Origin of the sequence: Pseudomonas sp. IPO3749 (assembly GCF_013386605.1) — a bacterium.
GTDB classification, from domain to species: Bacteria; Pseudomonadota; Gammaproteobacteria; order Pseudomonadales; family Pseudomonadaceae; genus Aquipseudomonas; species Aquipseudomonas azotoformans_A.
Genome location: NZ_JACARN010000007.1, coordinates 103,239 through 125,419, shown reverse-complemented (window position 1 = coordinate 125,419; position 22,181 = coordinate 103,239). Strand labels below are relative to the sequence as shown.

The window sequence follows — 22,181 nt, the reverse complement described above, 5'->3', positions numbered from 1 at the left end:
CCTTAAATGCGAAGAGCCGGATTATCATGAACACTACTGAACAAATCGAGTCAACTATTCGCGCTTTGGAAAACAAGCGCTATGATGCAGTAATGAACAAAAATCTTGAGGAGCTCGCCAAACTTGCACATCCAAAACTTTCCTACGCTCATTCTTCTGGCGGAGTAGACACTTTAGAAGAATACCTTCAAAAAATTAACACAGGCTTCTATGTATACAAAAAAATCGAACATCCAATTGATTCTTTTACCATCCTAAACAATATAGTATTGGTTCGCGGAGAAATGAATGGAGAGATAATTGTAGGGGGTGAAAAGAAAACTCTAAAAAATAAAACACTGACTGTATGGGTATATATAGCTGAAGAGTGGAGGTTCCTTTCATACCAACCAACGCCAACTATCCGAATGCCATTCATATCATAAACAACTCCCGAGCCACATTATGATGCTTTTTTAGACTTTATGGCGATGGACACACGCTCATACCCATTGCCATATTTAATATAACCCACCTAATTGCAAATTTTAGCGGCGAGAGAGAGCCGATCTTCACTCAGCGCATCCAATAACGCTCGTAGCGTTCTTTTTGAAATCTATTTGCCAGAAACTCAATAAACAACCTCGTTTTTGCAGGCATATAACGCCGCTCTTGAAAGGCTATATTTATAGTCAACGTGGGAAGACTCCAGTCGTCCAGCACCGGAACTAAACGTCCTGCTATTAAATCGTCATGAACTATATATTTCGGCTGCACGAGGATGCCCGCACCAAAAATTGCCGCGGATCGTACAATCTGGCCATCGTTAGTTTCTAGAGTCGGATCTATCTTTATAGACTTGCTCACCCCTTCTTTCGAAAAATTCAAAATCCGAGGTTGATATGCATGGTTATATAAGAGCATATCGTGATTGTACAGATCTTCCACATCCGTAGGAGCACCTCGACTTCTTAGGTAGTCAGGGGAGGCGGCAAGTATTCGGCGAGTATGTGCTAAACGTCGAATAGTTATGTTTGAGTCTATCTCAAACTCCCTTATCCTTATAGCCAAATCAATACCACTATCGATGATATCGCAATAATGATTCTCCCCAAGAATTTTAACATTTATTTTTGGATAAGCCCTTTTAAATTCAACCAACAGTGGTGAAATATGAAGCATCGCGAAAGAAATTGATGACGTAATTGTTAAAGTACCCATTGGCTCAACTAACGAAGTAGTGAGAGACGCCTCAGCATCACGAAGTTGACCTAGCAGGCTCTTACAGTGACTGTAAAACTCATGCCCTGCCGGAGTAAGCGATAATCTTCGCGTATTCCGTTCTATTAGCCTCACACTTAAACGTTTTTCCAGTGCGGCGAGGTGACGCGTAGCTGACGCTGTAGATATATCAAGCAACTCTGCAGCTTTACTCAACGTACCCAATTCTGCAGTATGAACGAGTACTTCGAGTTCAGTTAGTCGATCCATATCTTGACTCCTTACAGACGGCTTGCTGCTTCAGATGTGAAATTGACAATTTCGATTTTACTATTTTATTTGCGTGATGGACACTATAATTTATTAGAGCTTTTTCAAACTGCTTTTCCGATAAAACATTATTTACCCACCGAAACGACGAATCAGCAATTTAACAAAAATATTAGTAGGAGTGGCCTCATGCGAAACCTAGATGAACAAACCATCACCCAAGCTGTGCTTGCGCGTAATGCAAGCACTGAAGATCACCGCCTTCATCAAGTGATGACTAGCTTAGTTCAGCATATGCATTCTTTCGCAAGAGAGGTTAATCTTACTGAGGGTGAATGGCTTAAAGGTATAGAGTTTCTCACTGCGATAGGCAAGATATGCTCCCCCACAAGGCAAGAATTTATTTTGCTTTCCGACACTCTAGGTCTCTCCACGCTAGTCGTCGCTCAGAATCATAAAAAGCCAGAAGGCTGTACTGAGGCAACGGTATTTGGCCCTTTCCATGTCACTGGCGCCCCCCGCTATGAACTCGGTGCTGATATCAGCAACGGAATGCCAGGTACTTCTTGGTGGGTCAGCGGAGTGATTCGGAATCTAGATAACGAGCCAATCCCTTATGCGGAGTTAGAGGTTTGGCAGGCAGACGATCTTGGATTCTATGATGTACAAAACGTTGAATTTACGGAATATCAAGGCCGTGCAGTATTGCGTGCTGACGCTCAAGGAGCCTACCGATTTCGGACCATAGTTCCTAACGCCTACCCGATTCCGCATGATGGTCCAGTTGGAGTAATGTTAAAAGCTCTGAATCGTCATCCTTGGAGGCCTGCCCATTTGCATTTTATGATTTCGGCTAAAGGTTATGAGCGTTTAGTGACGCATGTGTTTCGCGAATCCGGTAAATACTTAGACTCTGATGCTGTTTTCGGTGTCCGTTCATCCCTCATTGCCGAGTGGCAATACCATGGCACGGGAGTAACGCCCGATGGTCGAAACTCTGACACCCCCTATTACACTTTAGAATTTGATTTTGTACTCAATGCGACAGGCCTGGAACAGTGAATGACACAAAAACCACTCGACAAATCAAACGATGCCATCAACATTACAAAAAACTTACTGATCTATAATTGTTGAGTTGTGATCGCCAACCATTTAGGCTGGCTTTCCTGCCTATCACTGCAATGTCAACAAACGTGTCCTACTAAACTCCGAAGACCACTAAGATTGAGTTTAACGAAGTATACCACTGAGCATCCACATAAGGCATACGGACAATCCTCCACAACTCTTAGATTATAAAAAATATACAGATAAAATTGCTAACAAATACTAATAATTCCAGATTCATATACTTATTTAAAGAGGAAAATATAAAATGAATATGAATATCCCCCCTGCCATCGGAGAACTATGGAAAAGTCAAGGCGGTGTTTATGCTGGCGTGATACGTGGAGAGATAGGGAAACTGGATTATCATTTAATTATACCAACACAGTGGTCTCTAGTTAATAAAATATCTGCTTATGGTGGTTACGACATCGATGAGCCAAAAGCTGCTAGTCGTTTTGACGGACTCGCTAATACGCGTTATTTAATTAATAGCGCTCAAGGAAATCATCCAGCTGCTAGGTTATGCGCTGGCTTGGTATTGGAGAGCCATAATGATTTTTACTTGCCATCAATTAATGAGCTCGCGCTATGTATGGCTAACGTTCCGGATTTGTTTGAAAAAAAATGGCATCTAAGTAGTTCACAGCTTTCAGCGACACACGCATTGGCACTATCTTTCGACGGTGGTTCCCAGATCGGACTAGACAAATTCCTTGAATTACAGGTCCGACCAGTTCGAAAGTATACTCTTGATTATCTTTTCAGCGAAAAAATTCAGGGTGAGAAATTAGTTTAATCCAATACAACCGAAAAATCTTCCGATCACGCTTAATTTCACTTCGCTCTAGCATACGCGAATAACTATTAAGCATAATAGACCCGCTACGCACTAGAGAAGCTAGTTGACTCTAAGCTCAGCAGTTACAAATTCCACAAATTCTCGCACAATTGTAGATCTTCGCATATTAGGGTGATAAAGCATCCAAAGATCATGCCCAAAGTTTGTTGGTGGACCATCAAGCTTTACTAAAGATGCCCTAGCATTACCGACAAAACACGGTAGATAGCCAATACCAAATCCGGATTCGATGCTGTCTGCAAGCGCCAATACGGAATTAACCGAAAAAGTTATTCGTTCAGCCGACACATTTTTTTTAACAAATTTTGCTGAACGCAGTGAGGAAAGGTTATCGCAGAGCGTAACCCAGTCACATTGAAATAATTCAGTATCTCGCGGCTGGTGGGAGTTGATGTAGTCTAGCGCTCGTCCGTACAAAGCCCATTCAGTACGCCCTAAGCAGCGCCCCACTAAGTTCTCCGGTGGCGCATCAGTCGCTCGCAAAGCTAAATCGGAATCGGAAGTTGATAAATTTAAAGCGCTATTATCAATTGTTACTTTTACTTTAATTTTTGGCTTCCGTAGTTTGAATATCTCGAGCATCGGCATTAATATATGGAAAAGTAATGTATCATTTGTGGTCAAGCGAAGCTCGCCTGCAGGGTGAGCGTTTTGGTTAGACAAACTTTGCACCACACCGTCGATGTCCTCATCTATTCGATGAGCAAGCTCCACAATCGCGATACCAGCAGCAGTGAGCTCATAACCTCCTCTGTGGCGCTGGAAAAGAGGCGTTGCCAGCTGAATTTCAAGCTGTCGTAGTCGCCTGAATACTGTCGAAGAATTGACTGCAAGTCTCGTCGAAGCCCTCGCTAAACTTCCTGTTTCAGCGACGGCCATGACGAGCTTTAGATCGTTCCAACCTAACCTGTGTGAAAGACTACTCATCATGCCCCACATTCAGAATGTGAATAAACCTAGATAGTAGAGCATGTTCGACATATCTGTGTAGTATTTTATGGTCATATTTTCAGCCTTAAACGACATACGAGATATTAACATTTAGCTTATGATTCCAGTAATTCCCCCGCTGCAGCGCGAATTCGCCGGGCCGAGTTCTGAGCGTCATTGATTATTCTAGTCTCGTCGTAACCTATGAGCCGCCCACCACGCTTCACAATTTTACCGTCAACAATAACCGTATCCACATTATTGGCTGTTGCGCTTTGAACTACTGCAGTCTCGAAATTGCTGACTGGTGCTATATTTAAATCATTCGATCTAAGCATGATAATATCAGCGCGTTTACCCTCGCTAATAGAACCTACCATGTCGCCTAATCCGAGCGCAATCGCTCCATTAAGTGTAGCCATCTGAATTACTTCATGCACACTGATTTTACTAGCACCGGAATTTTCCGTTCCTACCCAAGGGACACCTAAATTCCATGTAAATCGCATCATTTCAAACATGTCCGGCGGAGCGATTGAAGTAGCATCGGATGAAAGAGATATACAAAGTCCTGCTTCCCGCATCTTCATAATCACGGCTCGCGCATCTCCCGTGCTGCTCAGCCTGAGCTCCGAATGAGTTGCTATCGTGATTGGCGTTTTGGTCCTGGCCATGGCTGCAAGATCGTCGTTACTGGCAGATATGTAGTGTGCAATCAAAAAGTCCGGCCCGAGGTATCCGCGACGCTCGTATTCAACCGCATCTGCTGTGTTAGGAGTTTCTTGCGGTGCATGGATGGCTACTGGAAGCCCTACTCGCTTCGCATACTCCATCTCCTTATAAAAAGTTGCCTTGTCGCTTTGAAGTGTACCTCTTAGATTTAACCCCAGGTGCACCATCCCTTCAAATTTGTCATTCCTGCCGAACCATTGACTTTGAACCCTATCAATATCGTTGTAAGGGTTTACTTTATCAGGCCCGAGACGATCAACATGGCCGTATGAGTATCTGGCCCTCATGTGAGAATTTTCGAGGGCCTGTAACTCTGCATCCGCATGTTCGGGCGACCTAGTATTATGGGACCAGTTATGTACCGTTGTAGTTCCCCCATTCACTAACTCTACCGATGCCAACATAACACTGTTATAAAAATCAGTTGGCGTGTAAAGTGCTGAAGTAGCAAACTTTGCGGGATAGTAAGAAAACCCTTCTTTCCTAGCCGTAAAGCTTCTCCCAATAGCGCTCCACATATGATAGTGCGAATTAACAAAGCCAGGCATTACTATCATGTTCGTTGCGTCGATAATATCGGCATCTTTTTCTGTAAGGTTTTGCCCTACACGTTCGATTATGCCATTTCTAATCAGTATATCGGCGTTGGGAAGAGTTCCGATATCTGGATCAACCGTAATAACCGCCGCATTTTTTATCAAATATAATCCGCGCTTAATTTGTTTTTTGCTGCTGATCCTGCTGGGCTTACCCAGCGCAGTTGTAGAAAAAAGGGGACCTGCGAAGCTAGCAAGTGCACCTACGCCTATGATTTTCGAAAAATTTCTTCTACTAAAATTCATGCTATATCTCTTTTTTAGATTTATTGGATATAAATGAAATCAACCAAACGATTGCATGAGGTCATAGAGCTTAAAACTCAGCTATCCTTTGATGGCGTTCCACCGTATTTATACACTAGATGTGATCTCTCAAATTTGCATTTCTGCAATTTTCGTTTTGCATTAATGTAGGACGCGACTTCGTGATCAAGGAACTGCTATACCCTCCCTATCTCTGTGGAGGAATCACAGCACCGCCCACGGAAAGGCGCAGCACGCTGATATAGACACATTTAGATTCTCGAAATCGGGTGGTACCGAACCGTGGCATGCATCTAGTATCAGGTCAGCATCCAGGCGGCTTACAACACAACAAAACTTCGACCGAGCTTTCAATCAGGTATGTCAAATGCATCATGCATCCTCCCGTCGATAAGTGACCGTTAATACTGTTTCTATCCGACCAGAGATTTTCTCCGACTCACACTTTGATTGGGGAGGTTTATGACTCGGGACGTGGCGAAAAACAACGCTTTACCTATGAAACACAACGCAATCAGCACGCTGTATTTAAACTAACGCTGATGTGGTACTCGAGCAATGGGGCATACATGAAACCAGTGAAATGGTAGAACAACGTACGACCATCTTATCCCCGTTCGGGGTCGGCCTCAGGTCAGCAGCAAAATTCTTAGTCCGCAATCTGCCTCCAATAGCTGCAGGGTGATTTTTCCAGTTTGGTCAACACACAGACTTTGGCTAGCACTTTATTCGGAGGCACAACAATGATCTGCGGCGTCAAAGCATCCGATTCAGCATGCGGCTTGAGCGAAATCTATCAAGGCCCAATTAATTGAACGCGGATCGGAAGCGGCAGATCGAGAAAATGGAGAACAGAGTAGCTTGGCAGATGTGACAACTACATTTACAGGAGATGAAACCTTCCGACCAAACACCTTTTCGGCACAGTGATTTGAAGTGACAACCCCAACCCAAACGACACGAAACCAGACTCATTGACTGAACAGTGAGCGACCACCGAGTCGTGCTTCGAGAAAGAGTTTGATCTCTACACGGTACAAGTGGGGCGCCCCTCAAAGGCATTGCGTAGCAGCACACTAAAAGCATTTATTTCAAGGCAGCGCAGATTCACATGCTCTCTCATCATGACTAGTTCCCGCGCGCGTATTAGATCTGATTCTCGCATGCCAATATCGCGTAAGGCTGTAGGGGCACAGTTACTGTATGCCAGGTCGTACATTCCCTGAGGAGCATGTGGCGCGCTGATGGCATTCGCAATCTTATCCATGGCTTCTGGCTCGATGACTTCGTTGTAGGCTAGCACGTGAGGGACAATCACTGAATTAACATCAACATAAGATAAGTTGAAGCCTCGACAAAGTGTCTGGCACAGTTGGTAATGCAGGGGCATCGTAACTTTATTGCGCACACTTCCACATAACCAGGCACCATAAAGTGCATTGGTGCGTGCCGCCAGAATATCGCCCATTTCACTGAAACCGTCACCGTACCTACGCAATTCAGGTATCGCACGAGCAATGGCTTTTATACCAGTTTGTGCCATCAACTTAGTTACTGGATCACGGCTTTTTGAATATAGACCTTCGGCCCTATGAGCCATGGCGCTAATAGCGCTAGAAATGCTAAAATCTATAGGTAAATCAGAGGTCAACTCTGGATCATACAAAACTGTGCGAGGCAAAATCTCGTTACTTGATATAGTTTTTGTAGTTTTCCCGTCACTTAAGTCGAACGCATGAATCATTTCTGATCCAGCGTACGTTGTTGGAATTGCTAGAGTGGGTAAATTTAACTCTAGGGCAATAGATTTACCGATATCAATAGCTACGTCGCACCCTATGGTAACTACTCCAATCGCTACACATTTCTTTGCCAAATAACATGCTTCGCGGACATTTTCGGTAGATATATTTGTTGTAGGCTGGTCAAAAATACCCGCCACTTGTTCGGAGCCGATTGTTACCTTTACTAATTCAGCGAGTGCTCGCAGGTTAGACGTGTAAAGAATCAGTATTCGCGTAATCCCCAATGCATCAATTTCAACTCTCAGTTTCCTTATACTGCCTGCGCCAAAGACAACACGCTGTGCATATTTTTTGTGGTCAGAATCTGCTACCGAACGCTTTTCGCTGCTGTGGTGATCTAAAATTTCCACTATGCACTCTCTGAATCCACAATTAGTGCCAGTTTGGGATCTTTGCGCGAAATGACCGACGCCCTCTCACGATGGGGCTAAATTCTTATGGCTGGTCACGTCAAATCCAGTGGATACCTTGCCTTGATTATCTGAACATTAAAAATATCGAACCAACTAACCCATCAGGTCTTCTGTCTTAGCAAATCCCTCCATTGACGAATTTCACCCATCAGAGAGGAAACGATGATTAGCGCAGCCTTATGAAACTCCCGTGTTAACGATTATATTTTTTGCCCGCTCTCCATTCAATATATTACTCACGTCGAGCCTTATCCCGAGAAACTGTGAGGACACTAGCTCGGCTTTAAACACTATTTTGGAGCCCACAGAGGATCTTTCGCGATTAAAGTAGTAGCCCAGTCGGCAAAAGTCCGAACTCTTGCCGAAAGGTCACGGGTCGCGGGATATACCAATGAGACAGGCAAGCTCGCCATTTGCCAATCAGCTAACACTTCGACCAGACTTCCTATTCTAAGATGTGAATCGGCTTGCGCCCTAGGAAGAAACGCCACACCTAGTCCCGCCACAGCGGCTGCAGCTGCAGCTGCGCCGTTGTTGAAATACACCGTTGGAGGGTGATCAAGTGTGAAACGTTCTTCTCCGCGCATAAGTGTAGGCAGATGTCGCCTGTTAGTCGCCGGGAACTTGAAGCCTAGGTGTTTATGCTCAGCAAGATGGGAGGGGGCATCAAGGTTCGGGGCGCGAACCAGATAGGAAGGAGCAGCGCAAAAACAGTAACGCATCACTCCAATTGGGCGGGAGATCAGATTTTGATCCGAAACGCGCCCGACGCGAATGGCGCAATCCACGCCCTCCTCTACAAGATCTATGACGCGCTCATTGCAACTGATCTCCAGGTGTATCTCAGGGAACCTGGCAGCGAAGTCCGGTAATGAGGGAGCTATCAACAAAATACCTACTGGGGACGGCATTTCGATCTTGATATGGCCGCGAATTGCGTTGCGATTTCGAGAAACAGAAGCTTCAAGCTCGCTGACGTCCTCCAGGACAATTCGAGCGCGGCGGTAGTAGGCCGCGCCTTCGGCAGTCGTGGAAACCTTCCGGGTCGTCCGATGCAGTAACTTTATGCCCAGTAGGTTCTCTAGAGCCTGAACCTGACCGGAAATCGTCGTCTTGGCCAGATTCAACGACTCAGCAGCGCGACTGAAACTGCCCACTTCAACGATTCGACAAAATGCTCGCATCGCTTCCAATCGATCAAATGCCATTGTACGGGTTTCCGTAAAAACAAAATGTATCGACCCAGTTTATCTGAGTATCGTTTTTTTCTAAAGTACACGTATCCACAGCTTGATCGAACACCCAGCCCATACGTAGAAACCGCTGTGCATCTTTCTAACGTTAAGACCAACGAGGACATAGGTACATAAACACTTCGATTGGATCAGGTTGCCTCACTAATAGCACTGAGATACACAGTCTAGATTAACCGTTGTACGTAGTCATCGTACGCTAATGACATACCGTGAGCACGGCTGAATTCCACGGGACCTGCTGCTCGTCATACACGCAAAAAAGAAGCCTAATAACGATTATCAGCGCGCTATTATTGACTCATAACCATGAACCTTACCAACATCACAATAGAGATAACATTACGTTAATACCGTCCGGACAAAAATCCAGAACTACGACCCCGTAAATTTTTTTATTTGAATGCATCTTCCCTCTTTAAACCTAACACTTTCCCTCAGGAGAGGTTTCCCGTACTCGCTTATTGAGTCTTAATTACACAGCTACCCCAAGTGCATATCTAACCTAAATTTTATCTGGCGCTTCATTGCGCGTCAAACCTGAGGAAACACCATGAAAAACTTTGCGAAGATTATTTCAATGCTAATTTTAACTCTCCCATTTTTCGCACATGCTTCTGACGGCGCGGAAGCACTGCAGATGTCTCATGAAAGGACTAGGGCATTTTTGCTCAACAACAGGCGGAAACTGCGAAGCACGAAGGGAAAGTGCGCGAAAAGACTGAACAAGAAAAAAAGAAGCTACTAGCACCAATCAATCGACTGACGAGAAATCCCCAAATTGAAAACTAGTCTACTCGTAAATACATATTAGCAATGTACTCTTGTGCGTGCCAACTTAATGACCATTAACGGAGTTTTCGCGACTACATTGTTAATCAGTGGTTACCGTATGGAGCCCGATCAAGCCCCCTTCCCTGTCGCGGTGACCAGAGCATCCCTTCAACGGTAAGAACCTGGGATAATTTCAATGGGCGAGTAGGTGCAATTGAAACAGTAGAGATTCTCCCTCGTGCTGATGGCGACATCACTCAGCCAGCTTACCGGGAAGGCAGTGAGGTCAAGAGCGGTGACTTGCTTTTCGTCATCGACCAACGCCCTTATTGCATCGAGATTGGGAAATTGCTCGACGGCTTTGACGAACACGGCCGCGCTCGAACGAAAGGAGAGGAAGTGGAACAGCTTCCAATTGCGGTGCAATTCGTCGAACGTTGTCTGGATGACAAGCATATCTCGAATGAGCGGCGAGCCCTCGAACGTGAAACCGCTGAGAATAGTGTCGATAGTCGCGCCTCGTATGAGCGTCGACATCATATGGGGCTTCTGGCGCAGAATCTCCGTTAGGGCATCGGAGATCGTCGGATGGGCGATCGTCCATTTTAATCCGGGAAGATTCAAGAACGAGCCTTTCAGCTCAGCGAAACAATCCTCAATCTTAGTGAGAGTGTATCCAGTCAGCTCAGCGACCGCCTGTGCGGCCGAAGCGTCATGATCGCTAGGATCGAATCAGGCCTGATGGACATACACGAGGATGAGCGCGGCCTGCAGCTGATAATCTAAAGCGCTCTGTCGGCTCCTTCATAAAGCGTACGAGTGAGCTTCGCGGGGCGCTAGGCCCTTGTTGAAGCTTGGATCGCCAAGAGGTTCGGCGATCCAAGGGAGAAAATCGCGAAGCGCAGCGAAAACGGTTAGATGCGATTTGATTCTCGAACGCCAACTCTGGCTCTGCTCACCAAAATTTACATGATTATAGAGAATCTGCGTCTTCTCTTCGAACGTCGACTCGCCAACATCCACCACGGCGCTGCGGTCTGCGAATTGGGCAAGGTTGCGCTGCCCGAGCCGGCGCCGCGCCGCTTCATGGATATGTTTTCGGGAAGTTAGAAGAAATCGATTGCCATGCTTGATCGCGGCCCGCAACTTGGAGAAGGCAGACGTCCAGTCCTGCACATAGTCGTCGCGTAGCACATTGGAGCCGAAGGCATCGTCGATCCAGAAGAAGCGCCCTGGATCATTAGGATTCCAACCGGCCTCAAAGTTGCGTGGGCTGGTTAGAGCAAGTACGGTGTTGTCTGGATTTTCCGACGCTATGGTCGACACGATGGCGCCAATCGCGGATTTACCGCTAGAGAGATTACCGAGTAGCAGTACTACTCCGTGCTCAGAGATCGCGTTGACCGCATCCCGATGAGCCTAGCTAAGAACATAGGTGCGAAGCTTTGGAATCCAGCTGTCAAGCAACGCGCGGCTCTGTTCGCTGAGCCGCTCATCTACGATCTAGGTGAGGTCGCCTAGGCCGTAGACCTGCGGAAAGAGGGCCCGGAGGCGCGCGCTGCTCCTGATAACACGTACGATATACTGGCGACCGAGAATGTGCGGCTTACGCACGTCAATCGCGCGGATTTTAGCACGCATTGCGGCTGCTACGGGCGCATCTACACTCATGTTCGTCATGAAGGCGTAGGCCTCTGCTTGACCGGCTTTGACCAGTTCCTCGACATGAGCAATTTAGGTAGTGAGATCACTGAGCTTCAATGCCTTTGTTGCATCGGACGTATGCTTGCATTGCACGGTTCCGATCAGCAGCGCGTCGTTTTCTGCAGAAATGAGAAACACCGCGTCCTGACCGCCGTCTTGATCTTCGCGGAAGATTTCCACGGGCCTGCCAAGCACGACTTCGCATACCTAGGAGCATAGATCCTGAAATGCGCGCCAGCCGATGGTGTGAAGTGCTAGGTGGACCGTTTGCTCCACGTTCGGGCAGCACAGGAGACCTGATTTACACAGCCTCTCCCGTCATGATGTGGCAACAACACATGAAATGCCAAGCGGCGCAGGAGATATCTGCCCGCCTGTGGGGACGCAATCGGCATCCAAACTAAAACGGTATTTACAGAAGCAACGCAATCCCGCCTCTCTAGCTGAAGGCAGACTAGCAGACTATTAGGAGGATCCATGAAAAGCCTAGCGCCGCATTCTAGTAGTCGAGTGATTATCTCAGGCGTCAAGCAACCCCACGGAGAAATACCTCCACTCTTGATTCGTATGCGATTTCGTCGCACCAGTTGATCGCATTGGTAGCACTCACCGTTGTTCCACACTTTGGCTTTCTCGAAGCCCTTCCTCCCTGATCGGCGATCAGCCGCAGTACGTGAATCCTTGGTCTTATCAACTCTATCCTCCCTGACCTTGATCGCATAGCCTGAATCGGACTGCTAATCAACAGCTACGCGCTTCAAGCTCATAAAATCAGTTGAAGGTCGTCCGATTTGCGACATGTACGCTTCAGGTTCAGGGAGCGGAACGCCTACCTCCAGTGCATCTAATAAGTCCGCCCAGTATTGCATCATCCTACGTCTCGGCTCGACGTATTCCGCATGATTGTATGCAGCTCGAATTTGGTTCGCATCAGCATGGGAAAGCTGCGCCTCAATCCACTCTTCTACAAAGCCAACCTCGTTGAGCGCCGTTGAGATGGTGGCCCTGATGCCATGCCCGGTGAGCCTTCCTTTGTAACCCATACGACTGATCGCGGTGTTAAGGGTATTTTCACTGATCATTTTCTGCGGTTCGTATCGGTGAACCAGCAGGTACCGCGCACCGCGCGCCCTTAACTGCATTAGCCGCTGCACAATTGCAATTGCTTGGGTAGACAGTGGAATCACATAAGATGGGATCTCATTCCCCTGGGTTCGAACACGACTCCGGAGTTGCTTCACACCCTCCGGCGGCACCAGCCAGATCCCCTTGTCGAGGTCGAATTGGTCTGGCGTCGCCGCCCGCAGCTCTCCTGTACGCACCCCTGTCAACAGCAAGAGACGAATACCAAGCCGTGTCGCTTCCGCACACCCATAATGGGTGACGGTCCTGAGCAGTCCTGGAAGTTCATTTACCTGGAGGAAGGGATTATGGCGAACTGGCCGCGGCGTCTCGGCAACGATATCAAGATCTGCTGCCGGGTTCACATCAACGACCCCTTCCGCCATGGCAAAACGAAAGATCTGGTTGAGCCAGGTGCGCACCTTTCGAGCAGAGACCAGCGCCCCTCTGCGCTCAATTCGCCTAATGAGCTCCAGCACGTCACCACGAGAAATATCTGAGATCGGAAGATCGCCTAAACACGGCAACATGTCCTTCTTCAGGTATTTGCTCGCTTGCCCTGCACTGCCCTTCTTACTTTTCGTCAGCTTTTTACTTCGAAACTCATGCCAGCGACCAGCAACTGCTTCAAACGTGTTGTTGGCGGCGTGAGAGGCTTTTTGGCGTTCGGCGCGACGATGTGAGCGGGGATCAATATTATTGGCCACCAGCGCGCGTGCAGCCTCTCTCCGCTGGCGAGCCTCCTTGAGACTGACGTCGGGATAGATACCAAGGGAAATACGCAATTGCTTGTCATGCCAATAGAAACGGAAATGCCAGCGCTTCGAACCCGTCGTGGGCACTTGCAGAGATAAGCCATCCCCATCAGTTAACGTATAAGGCTTGCTGGCGGGCTTGGCTTGCTTGATCGCTGTATCTGTCAGAGCCATCAGACACCTCCTTTTGCATCAAGGAGGGGAATACAATCAAGCAGTAGACGGACCAATGCGAAAATTGATGCGCAAGGAATCGTAAAAGGCTGTGCCAGCGGTGTACTTAAATGTGTACTTAAAAACCGTGGCTGGAGATGGATTCCGGTGGAATTCAGAAAACGAAAAAAGCGGCGCAAGGCCGCTATTTCCGTGACTTCCAGGCGTTCAGTGGGCCTTAGTGGAAGCAAATATGGCGCAGCGGACGGGACTCGAACCCGCGACCCCCGGCGTGACAGGCCGGTATTCTAACCGACTGAACTACCGCTGCGCGTAACACGTAAAACGAATGGTGGGTGATGACGGGATCGAACCGCCGACATTCTGCTTGTAAGGCAGACGCTCTCCCAGCTGAGCTAATCACCCTTCGTTTCGGTGTGGGCGCATCATACACCAAAAAATCGTAATGTCTTGATTTAAATGCAATTTATGTAAAAAAAGTTTAAATCGCGATTTTTTGCCATATTCCGGACAAAGAAAAGCCCGCGATTAAGCGGGCTTTCTGTGGTGACCTGGCGTTCAGTGTTCCAGGTTACCGAATATGGCGCAGCGGACGGGACTCGAACCCGCGACCCCCGGCGTGACAGGCCGGTATTCTAACCGACTGAACTACCGCTGCGCGTAACACATAAAACGAATGGTGGGTGATGACGGGATCGAACCGCCGACATTCTGCTTGTAAGGCAGACGCTCTCCCAGCTGAGCTAATCACCCTTCGTTTCGGTGTGGCGCGCATTCTACGGAGCGACCTTGAGTCTGGCAAGCACTTTCTTAAATCTTTTTTTTGATAGCTTCCAATGGCTTAGGCAGGGTTGGCCTGGGACGTTATCAAGAGAATAATGCCCCCCTTTGTATAAAGGAGAGACTCACCCCATGTGGTTCAAGAACCTGCTTATCTATCGCCTGACCCAAGATCTGCCTGTTGATGCCGAGGCGTTGGAAGCGGCCATGGCCACCAAACTGGCGCGCCCTTGCGCGAGCCAGGAATTGACTACCTACGGTTTCGTCGCGCCTTTTGGTAAAGGTGAAGACGCTCCCCTGGTTCACGTCAGCGGAGATTTCCTGCTGATTGCCGCGCGCAAGGAAGAACGCATCCTGCCGGGCAGCGTAGTGCGTGACGCACTGAAAGAGAAAGTCGAAGAAATCGAGGCCGAGCAAATGCGCAAGGTCTATAAAAAGGAACGCGATCAGATCAAGGATGAAATCATCCAGGCCTTCCTGCCACGCGCCTTTATCCGTCGCTCCTCCACCTTCGCCGCCATCGCGCCGAAACAGGGCCTGATCCTGGTCAACTCGGCCAGCCCGAAACGCGCTGAAGACCTGCTGTCGACCCTGCGGGAAGTGATCGGCACCCTGCCGGTTCGCCCACTCACGGTAAAAACTGCGCCAACCGCAATCATGACCGACTGGGTCACTACCCAGAAGCCGGCCGATGACTTCTTCGTCCTCGACGAATGCGAGTTGCGCGACACCCACGAAGACGGCGGCATCGTGCGCTGCAAGCGCCAGGACCTGACCGGCCAAGAGATCCAACTGCACCTGACCACCGGCAAAGTCGTGACCCAATTGTCCCTGGCCTGGCAGGACAAGCTGTCCTTCATGCTTGACGACAAAATGACCGTCAAGCGCCTGAAGTTCGAAGACCTGTTGCAAGACCAGGCGGAACAGGACGGCGGCGACGAGGCCCTGGGCCAACTGGATGCAAGCTTCACATTGATGATGCTGACGTTCGGCGATTTCATCCCGGCGCTGGTTGAAGCACTGGGCGGTGAAGAGACACCACAGGGCATTTAACGCCTTGTGAAGATCAAACTGTGGGAGCGGGCTTGCTCGCGAATGCGGTGTGCCAGTCACTGAATATGTTGACTGATCCACCGCATTCGCGAGCAAGCCCGCTCCCACATTTGGATCCGGTTTCCACTCCGACTACCTCTCTAATAAAAGGACATCCCCATGCGCGCACTCGCCGCCTTGAGCCGCTTCGTCGGCAATACCTTCGCCTACTGGGTATTGCTCTTCGCCGTCGTCGCTTTCCTCGAACCCAACTGGTTCATCGGTCTGAAAAGCGCCATCGTCCCGTTGCTGGGCCTGGTGATGTTCGGCATGGGGCTGACCCTCAAACTCGATGACTTCGCCGAGGTCGCCCGCCATCCATGGCGCGTGGCCTTGGGCGTGGTCGCGCACTTTGTGATCATGCCGGGCGTGGCGTGGTTGCTGTGCCAGGCGTTCCACCTGCCGCCGGAGATCGCCGTCGGCGTGATCCTGGTCGGTTGCTGCCCAAGCGGCACCTCATCCAACGTGATGACCTGGTTGGCCCGTGGCGATCTGGCGCTGTCGGTGGCCATCGCCGCCGTCACCACCCTCCTCGCCCCACTGCTCACCCCGGCGCTGATCTGGCTGCTGGCGTCGGCCTGGCTGCCGGTGTCGTTCATGGAGTTGTTCTGGTCGATCCTGCAAGTGGTGCTGCTGCCGATCGTGCTCGGCGTACTGGCGCAACGTCTGCTCGGTGATCGGGTGCGCCATGCGGTGGATGTATTGCCGCTGGTGTCAGTGGTGAGCATCGTGATCATCGTCGCCGCGGTGGTGGCGGCGAGCCAGGCGAAGATTGCCGAGTCGGGCCTGTTGATCATGGCGGTGGTGATGCTGCACAACAGCTTTGGTTACCTGCTGGGTTACTTCACCGGCCGCGTGTTCAAGCTGCCATTGGCACAGCGCAAGTCGCTGGCGCTGGAAGTGGGCATGCAGAACTCCGGGCTGGGCGCCGCCTTGGCCAGCGCGCACTTTTCGCCATTGGCGGCGGTGCCGAGTGCGCTGTTCAGCGTCTGGCACAATATTTCCGGGGCGTTGCTGTCGACCTACTTCCGCCGCATGAGCGAAAAGGAAGACCGCCGCGTGCTGGAGAACACCCCGCAAACTTGATCAGCCGAGCACTTTTCGGCACTCTACCGAGCTGCGCGGGGACGACCCCGCGACGCTTCAAGCGCCTATTCCGGGGACGACCCCACCTAACGTTAGGAGGTCATCATGTCCTGGATCATTCTGTTTTTTGCGGGTCTGTTTGAAGTTGGCTGGGCCGTCGGCCTCAAATACACCGATGGTTTCAGCAAGCCTTTGCCCACGGCTTTGACGATTGCCGCCATGGCCGTCAGCCTCGGCCTGCTGGGGCTGGCCATGAAGGAGCTGCCGCTGGGCACGGCCTATGCCATCTGGACCGGCGTGGGCGCCGTGGGCACCGTGATTGCCGGGATCATCCTGTTTGGGGAGTCCATGGCGTTGTTCCGCTTGGCGAGTGTGGCGCTGATCATTTGTGGGCTTATTGGCCTGAAAATCTCCACATAACCCTGCCGGCGATGGCGGCCTGAAGATCGCCATCGCCGGCAAGCCGGGCGCCTACAGAACAGTGCCGCGTAGCTGGGTGACTTTTTCCTGTAGCTGCGCGGGAGTGGCAGCTTCTACCCCTACTGGCTCCCCCGCCACCAACACCACCCGCGACCAGATGCGATGGAACAAGCCCTTCTTCGGATCGCGGCTGAAGAAACTCCCCCATAACCCCTGCAACGCCATGGGAATCACCGGCACCGCCGTCTCTTCCAGAATCCGCGTCACGCCCCCGCGAAACTCATTCATCTCGCCATCGGCGGTCAGCTTGCCCTCGGGGAAGATGCACACCAACTCACCGTCCTTCAGGTACTGCGCAATCCGCGTGAAGGCCTTTTCATAGATCTGGATATCTTCATGACGCCCGGCAATCGGAATCGCCCCGGCGGTGCGGAAGATAAAGTTCAGCACCGGCAAACGGTAGATCTTGTAGTACGTGACAAAGCGAATCGGCCGACGCACCGCGCCGCCAATCAGCAGCGCATCGACAAACGACACGTGGTTGCACACCAGCAACGCCGCGCCTTCATCCGGGATCGCCTCCAGGTTGCGGTGCTCCACGCGGTACATGGAATGGCTGAGCAGCCAGATCATGAAACGCATGGTGAACTCGGGAACGATCTTGAAGATGTAGGTGTTGACCGCGATGTTGAGCAGCGACACCACCAGGAACAACTCGGGGATCGACAGCTTGGCGACACTGAGCAACAGGATCGACACGATGGCCGAGACCACCATGAACAGTGCATTGAGGATGTTGTTGGCCGCAATCACCCGCGCCCGCTCATTCTCGGCGGTACGCGACTGAATCAGCGCGTACAGCGGCACGATATAAAAGCCGCCAAACACGCCCAGGCCAAGGATATCCAACAGCACCCACCAGGCCTGGCCATAGCTGAGCACGGCGAGCCAGTCGTTGGCCTGCACGTTCTGCGGGAAGCCGCCGGAGTGCCACCACAGCAGCAGGCCAAACACGGTCAGGCCGAATGAACCGAACGGCACCAGGCCGATTTCCACCTTACGCCCGGAGAGTTTTTCGCAGAGCATCGAGCCGAGCGCGATGCCCACCGAAAACACGGTGAGGATCAGCGTCACCACGGTCTCGTCGCCGTACAACCATTCCTTGGCGTAGGCCGGGATCTGCGTCAGGTAGATCGCACCGACAAACCAGAACCATGAGTTACCAACGATGGAACGCGAAACGGCGGGCGTCTGCCCCAGCCCCAGACGTAAGGTGGCCCAGGATTCGCTGAAAATGTTCCAGTTCAGGCGCAACCCAGGGGTCGACGCCGCCGCGCGCGGAATGCTGCGGCTGGCGAGGTAACCCAGCACCGCCACACCGACGATCGCCACCGACACCACTGGCGCGTAATGGGTAGACGACATCATGATCCCGGCACCAATGGTCCCGGCCAGGATCGCCAGGAAGGTGCCCATCTCCACCAGGCCGTTGCCGCCCACCAGCTCATCTTCGTGCAAAGCCTGGGGCATGATCGAGTACTTCACCGGCCCGAACAGCGCCGAGTGAGTGCCCATGGCAAACAGCGCCAGCAGCATCAGTTCCAGGTGATTGGTGAGGAAGCCCGTCGCGCCCACGGCCATGATCACGATCTCGCCGATTTTGATCGCGCGGATCAACGCATCCTTGTTGAATTTCTCGCCAAACTGCCCGGCCAGGGCCGAGAACAGGAAGAACGGCAGGATAAACAGCAACGCGCAGAGGTTGACCCAGATCGAGCGGTCACCGTCGATGGTGAGCTTGTAGAGAATGGCGAGGATCAGCGATTGCTTGAAGATGTTGTCGTTGAACGCGCCCAGCAACTGGGTGATGAAAAACGGCAGGAAACGCCGTGTGCGCAGCAAAGTGAATTGCGAGGGGTGGCTCATCGTCCGTGTTCCTGCGTGGCCTATTTTTTTGTAAAAGCATTCAGGCCACGACTTTACCTAATCCGGCTTACTTATTCCCTAGTCCCGCAATGCAAGGCGAAACAAAAAGCTCACCTTTATAAGCCCCCTGCACCGTGCGCTTGGCCACGATCAGCCACATCAGCGCCAATGCCGCCACCAACACACTGCCGAAAACACTGAAGAAACCCAGGTGCAACAGGCTCGCCAGCTTAAGCGTTGCCAGAGCGTACACACCCAGTGGAAAGGTAAAGCCCCACCAGCCGAGGTTGAACGGGATGCCGGCGCGCAGGTAACGCAGGGTGATCAAGACCGCGATCAGCATCCACCACAGGCCGAAGCCCCACAGGGTAATGCCCGCCACCAGCCCCAGGCCGTTGGCCATTTCGCCGACACCTGGCAAACCATTGGCCGCGAAAATGGCCGGCGCATCGCCCCCCAGCAACAGCATGCCCAGCGCCCCGGTGCCAATGGGGCCCAACGCCAGCCAGCTCGACGCGGCCATATTGGCATGAGGCAGTTTATGCAGGGCCATGCGCAGCATCAGGATAGTGAGGATGCTGAACGCCACCGGCAGGGAAAACGCCCACAGCACGTAGCTGGTCACCAGCATCACCAGTTGCGAATGGGCATCTGCCAGGTGTGGTGCGAGCAGGCCACCGCTAGCGGCGGCGACTTCGGCAGCCACCACCGGCAACAGCCAGACGGCGGTCATCTGGTCGATGCTGTGTTCCTGGCGGGTGAACATCATGAACGGGATCAGCACACCGCAGGCCAGGGCCATGGCCACATCCAGCCACCACAGCGCTTCAGCCAGGGGGATCACGTCGCTGCCCCAACGCGGCAGGCCGAACAACAGCAGGCCATTGAGAATCGTCGCCAGCCCCATGGGAATCGTGCCGAAGAACATCGACACCGTGGAGTGTCCGAAAATTCGCCGCGCCTCATGGAAAAACATCACCCAACGGGCCGCGTACAACCCGCTGAACAGCACAAACAGGCCGATGGTGAAGAGCCACAGTGCTTCGGCAATCGCGTGCAAGCCAGGTAAATTGAACGGCAGTTGCGCCAGCGCCAGCGCGAGCACGCCGGTGCCCATGGTCGCGGCGAACCAGTTCGGGGTGAACTGGCGGATCACTTCCCGTGGACGGGTCAAGTGACTGAAGGGTTTGTAGCTGATGGTGTTCGAGCAGGTCATGATGGCAATCCTCTTCCTCGTTTGAGGTTGAGACCATGGTAGAACCCGATCGAATATCTATATAACGGGTAATATCTCTATCTGTTATCTGTTTTACAAATATAGCGTCAAACGCTGCCTTCGCTTTCGATCACCAGAATGCGCGCCGGGCCCTGAGGGTGAGCCACGTGCTCGGTGCCGACACTGGCGTAGAAGATGTCGCCGACGCACAGTTCCGCCACCTGTTCGAAGCCATTGTCGCGATAGTGCATCTGCACCCGGCCATCCAGCACCACAAACACTTCTTCACCGTCATTGATGTGCCAGCGGTACGGCTGGTCGGTCCAGTGCAGGCGCGTGGTGATGCCGTTCATGTTGGCGATATCCAGCGCCTCCCAAGCACGGCTGCCGGTGAAGTCCTTGCTACGGATGATCTTCATGCTTGCCTCTCGGTCAGGCGAATACGAGGCAACGATTATTACCCATCAGCCGCCCGTCGTCGCCCTGGCCCGTGCCGAATCCTGCATCAGCAGACCGACCAGCGCCCCCAGGGCCAACAGGATCAGCACCGCGCCGTAGCCATCCGTGGTCACGATCAGGCCATACACGTGGCTCAAGTTACCCGCCAGCAGCGCCGGCAAGCAGAACGCCAGGTAGCTCAGCACGTAGAAAGCCGACATCAATCCGGCCCGTTCGTGAGGCAACGCCAGGCCCACAATGCTGCGGACACTGCCCATGAATCCGCCGCCAAAGCCGAAGCCCGCGATCACACTGGCGACAAAAAACAGCGTCAGGCTCGCGCTCTGCACCGCCACCAACAGCAAGGCCACGCCCACCGCCAACAGCACGGCCGACAGACGCATGACCTTGTCCGCCGGGCGATCCCGCAGGCTGTAGATCATCACCGCACCGCTCAAGGTGACCACGGCCACCAACCCGCCGCCGATCAGGTGCGAGGTCGAGCCGGTCGCCGCCCGCACCAGCGAAGGTGCCAGGGAGGAAAAGAATCCGCCGAGTGCCCACACCGCCACATTCAGCGGCATCGCCAGCCACAGGGCCCGGCGCGCCTGTTCGGGCACATGCAGGGTCGGCGCCAGGGATTTCAAGGCACCCGGAATCCGGCTGACCGTTTCCGGCAAACGCCACACATACAGCGCCTGCGCCACCATCAAGGCGAGCATCGTCAGATAAATCAGCTGGGTTGGCCGGGGCGCGTATTCCACCAGCAAACCACTGCCCAGGCCGCCACTGGCCATGCCCAACAAAGGCGCCAGGCTATTGAGCATCGGGCCGCGCAGGCGATCGGTATCGAGCAGCGTCGCGCTCAGCACCGCCGTGGCCATGCCGGTCGCAAAGCCTTGCAATGCGCGGGCGGCGATGAGGTACGCGGTGCTGTCGGCGTCGATAAACAACAGCATCGCCAGAATGTTCAGCAGCAATGCCGTGAAGATTACTGGCTTGCGCCCCAGGTGATCCGACAGCGAGCCGACGGTCAGCAGCGCTACCAGCAAACTCACGGCGTATACGCCAAAGATCACCGTGAGCATTGCCGCCGAAAAGTGCAGATTGTCCTGATACACCTGATACAGCGGCGTCGGCGCGCTGGACGCGGCGAGGAAGGTCAACACCGTGATCACCAGGAAGGCCAGGTTGGCACGGTGTGAAGGATTACTGGACATGGGCACGCTCCGCTAAAGCTAATATTTTGCTTTTGC

General features: G+C 51.8%; 18 protein-coding genes, 4 tRNA genes and 1 pseudogene. 7 read left to right on the top strand and 16 right to left on the bottom strand.

Annotated features, from left to right (window positions below):
- The coding region (locus HX812_RS02135) for a nuclear transport factor 2 family protein (protein WP_256738060.1) at window positions 1–425 on the top strand (425 nt) is incomplete at its 5' end.
- A 130-nt stretch (window positions 426–555) separates the two neighbouring features.
- Here the strand turns inward: HX812_RS02135 and HX812_RS02130 are convergent.
- On the bottom strand, window positions 556–1,470 hold the full coding sequence (locus HX812_RS02130) for a LysR family transcriptional regulator (RefSeq protein WP_025999760.1): 915 nt from the start codon (window positions 1,468–1,470) through the stop codon (window positions 556–558).
- A gap of 189 nt (window positions 1,471–1,659) precedes the next feature.
- On the opposite strand from HX812_RS02130, the gene HX812_RS02125 reads away from it, so the two are divergent.
- Both HX812_RS02125 and HX812_RS02120 read left to right on the top strand, forming a co-directional pair.
- A complete protein-coding gene (locus tag HX812_RS02125; RefSeq protein WP_080642442.1) occupies window positions 1,660–2,532 on the top strand; it encodes an intradiol ring-cleavage dioxygenase in 873 nt (290 codons plus the stop codon).
- Window positions 2,533–2,848: 316 nt separating this feature from the next.
- Window positions 2,849–3,379, top strand: coding sequence for a DUF1566 domain-containing protein (locus HX812_RS02120; RefSeq protein ID WP_152514757.1), 531 nt, complete (start codon window positions 2,849–2,851; stop codon window positions 3,377–3,379).
- A gap of 102 nt (window positions 3,380–3,481) precedes the next feature.
- Here HX812_RS02120 and HX812_RS02115 read toward each other — a convergent pair whose 3' ends face one another.
- The 4 genes from HX812_RS02115 to HX812_RS02100 all read right to left on the bottom strand — a co-directional run bounded on the left by HX812_RS02115 (window position 3,482) and on the right by HX812_RS02100 (window position 9,393).
- A complete protein-coding gene (locus HX812_RS02115; RefSeq protein WP_256262541.1) occupies window positions 3,482–4,369 on the bottom strand; it encodes a LysR family transcriptional regulator in 888 nt (295 codons plus the stop codon).
- Between the two features lie 119 nt (window positions 4,370–4,488).
- Window positions 4,489–5,946, bottom strand: coding sequence for an amidohydrolase family protein (locus HX812_RS02110; protein WP_016976645.1), 1,458 nt, complete (start codon window positions 5,944–5,946; stop codon window positions 4,489–4,491).
- A gap of 1,048 nt (window positions 5,947–6,994) precedes the next feature.
- Complete coding sequence (locus tag HX812_RS02105; RefSeq protein ID WP_157787128.1) at window positions 6,995–8,122, bottom strand: iron-containing alcohol dehydrogenase; 1,128 nt, start codon at window positions 8,120–8,122, stop codon at window positions 6,995–6,997.
- A gap of 353 nt (window positions 8,123–8,475) precedes the next feature.
- Complete coding sequence (locus HX812_RS02100) at window positions 8,476–9,393, bottom strand: LysR family transcriptional regulator (RefSeq protein WP_016976646.1); 918 nt, start codon at window positions 9,391–9,393, stop codon at window positions 8,476–8,478.
- Between the two features lie 915 nt (window positions 9,394–10,308).
- Here HX812_RS02100 and HX812_RS32300 point away from each other — a divergent pair.
- Window positions 10,309–10,782: a biotin/lipoyl-binding protein gene (locus tag HX812_RS32300; RefSeq protein WP_100215704.1), complete on the top strand. Its 474-nt coding sequence runs from the start codon at window positions 10,309–10,311 to the stop codon at window positions 10,780–10,782.
- A 234-nt stretch (window positions 10,783–11,016) separates the two neighbouring features.
- Here the strand turns inward: HX812_RS32300 and HX812_RS02090 are convergent.
- The 7 genes and pseudogenes from HX812_RS02090 to HX812_RS02060 all read right to left on the bottom strand — a co-directional run.
- Window positions 11,017–11,619, bottom strand: a pseudogene (locus HX812_RS02090) (hypothetical protein); the annotation flags it as partial.
- A gap of 327 nt (window positions 11,620–11,946) precedes the next feature.
- Entirely contained in the window at window positions 11,947–12,096 is a 150-nt protein-coding gene (locus HX812_RS02085; protein ID WP_157787129.1) for a hypothetical protein, read from the bottom strand.
- 557 nt (window positions 12,097–12,653) lie between these two features.
- Complete coding sequence (locus HX812_RS02080) at window positions 12,654–13,967, bottom strand: integrase arm-type DNA-binding domain-containing protein (protein ID WP_016976651.1); 1,314 nt, start codon at window positions 13,965–13,967, stop codon at window positions 12,654–12,656.
- A gap of 233 nt (window positions 13,968–14,200) precedes the next feature.
- Window positions 14,201–14,277: transfer RNA gene (locus HX812_RS02075), tRNA-Asp, on the bottom strand.
- A gap of 19 nt (window positions 14,278–14,296) precedes the next feature.
- Window positions 14,297–14,372, bottom strand: a tRNA-Val gene (locus tag HX812_RS02070).
- 176 nt (window positions 14,373–14,548) lie between these two features.
- Window positions 14,549–14,625: transfer RNA gene (locus tag HX812_RS02065), tRNA-Asp, on the bottom strand.
- Window positions 14,626–14,644: 19 nt separating this feature from the next.
- Window positions 14,645–14,720, bottom strand: a tRNA-Val gene (locus tag HX812_RS02060).
- A gap of 159 nt (window positions 14,721–14,879) precedes the next feature.
- On the opposite strand from HX812_RS02060, the gene rdgC reads away from it, so the two are divergent.
- The 3 genes from rdgC to sugE all read left to right on the top strand — a co-directional run bounded on the left by rdgC (window position 14,880) and on the right by sugE (window position 17,345).
- On the top strand, window positions 14,880–15,800 hold the full coding sequence (gene rdgC / locus HX812_RS02055; RefSeq protein ID WP_038850240.1) for a recombination-associated protein RdgC: 921 nt from the start codon (window positions 14,880–14,882) through the stop codon (window positions 15,798–15,800).
- Window positions 15,801–15,959: 159 nt separating this feature from the next.
- The gene (locus HX812_RS02050; RefSeq protein ID WP_038850248.1) at window positions 15,960–16,925 is read left to right on the top strand and encodes a bile acid:sodium symporter family protein; all 966 of its coding nucleotides are present in this window, start codon (window positions 15,960–15,962) and stop codon (window positions 16,923–16,925) included.
- Window positions 16,926–17,030: 105 nt separating this feature from the next.
- Window positions 17,031–17,345, top strand: coding sequence for a quaternary ammonium compound efflux SMR transporter SugE (gene sugE, locus HX812_RS02045; protein ID WP_010211634.1), 315 nt, complete (start codon window positions 17,031–17,033; stop codon window positions 17,343–17,345).
- A gap of 51 nt (window positions 17,346–17,396) precedes the next feature.
- Here sugE and HX812_RS02040 read toward each other — a convergent pair whose 3' ends face one another.
- From HX812_RS02040 to HX812_RS02025, 4 genes are all read right to left on the bottom strand, one after another.
- Complete coding sequence (locus HX812_RS02040) at window positions 17,397–19,271, bottom strand: MFS transporter (protein ID WP_038850247.1); 1,875 nt, start codon at window positions 19,269–19,271, stop codon at window positions 17,397–17,399.
- 67 nt (window positions 19,272–19,338) lie between these two features.
- Window positions 19,339–20,487: a TDT family transporter gene (locus HX812_RS02035; RefSeq protein ID WP_038850246.1), complete on the bottom strand. Its 1,149-nt coding sequence runs from the start codon at window positions 20,485–20,487 to the stop codon at window positions 19,339–19,341.
- 107 nt (window positions 20,488–20,594) lie between these two features.
- Window positions 20,595–20,906, bottom strand: a complete 312-nt coding sequence (locus HX812_RS02030; RefSeq protein WP_038850245.1) for a cupin — start codon at window positions 20,904–20,906, stop codon at window positions 20,595–20,597.
- Between the two features lie 45 nt (window positions 20,907–20,951).
- On the bottom strand, window positions 20,952–22,145 hold the full coding sequence (locus tag HX812_RS02025) for an MFS transporter (RefSeq protein ID WP_038850244.1): 1,194 nt from the start codon (window positions 22,143–22,145) through the stop codon (window positions 20,952–20,954).
- Between the last annotated feature and the right edge of the window lie 36 nt (window positions 22,146–22,181).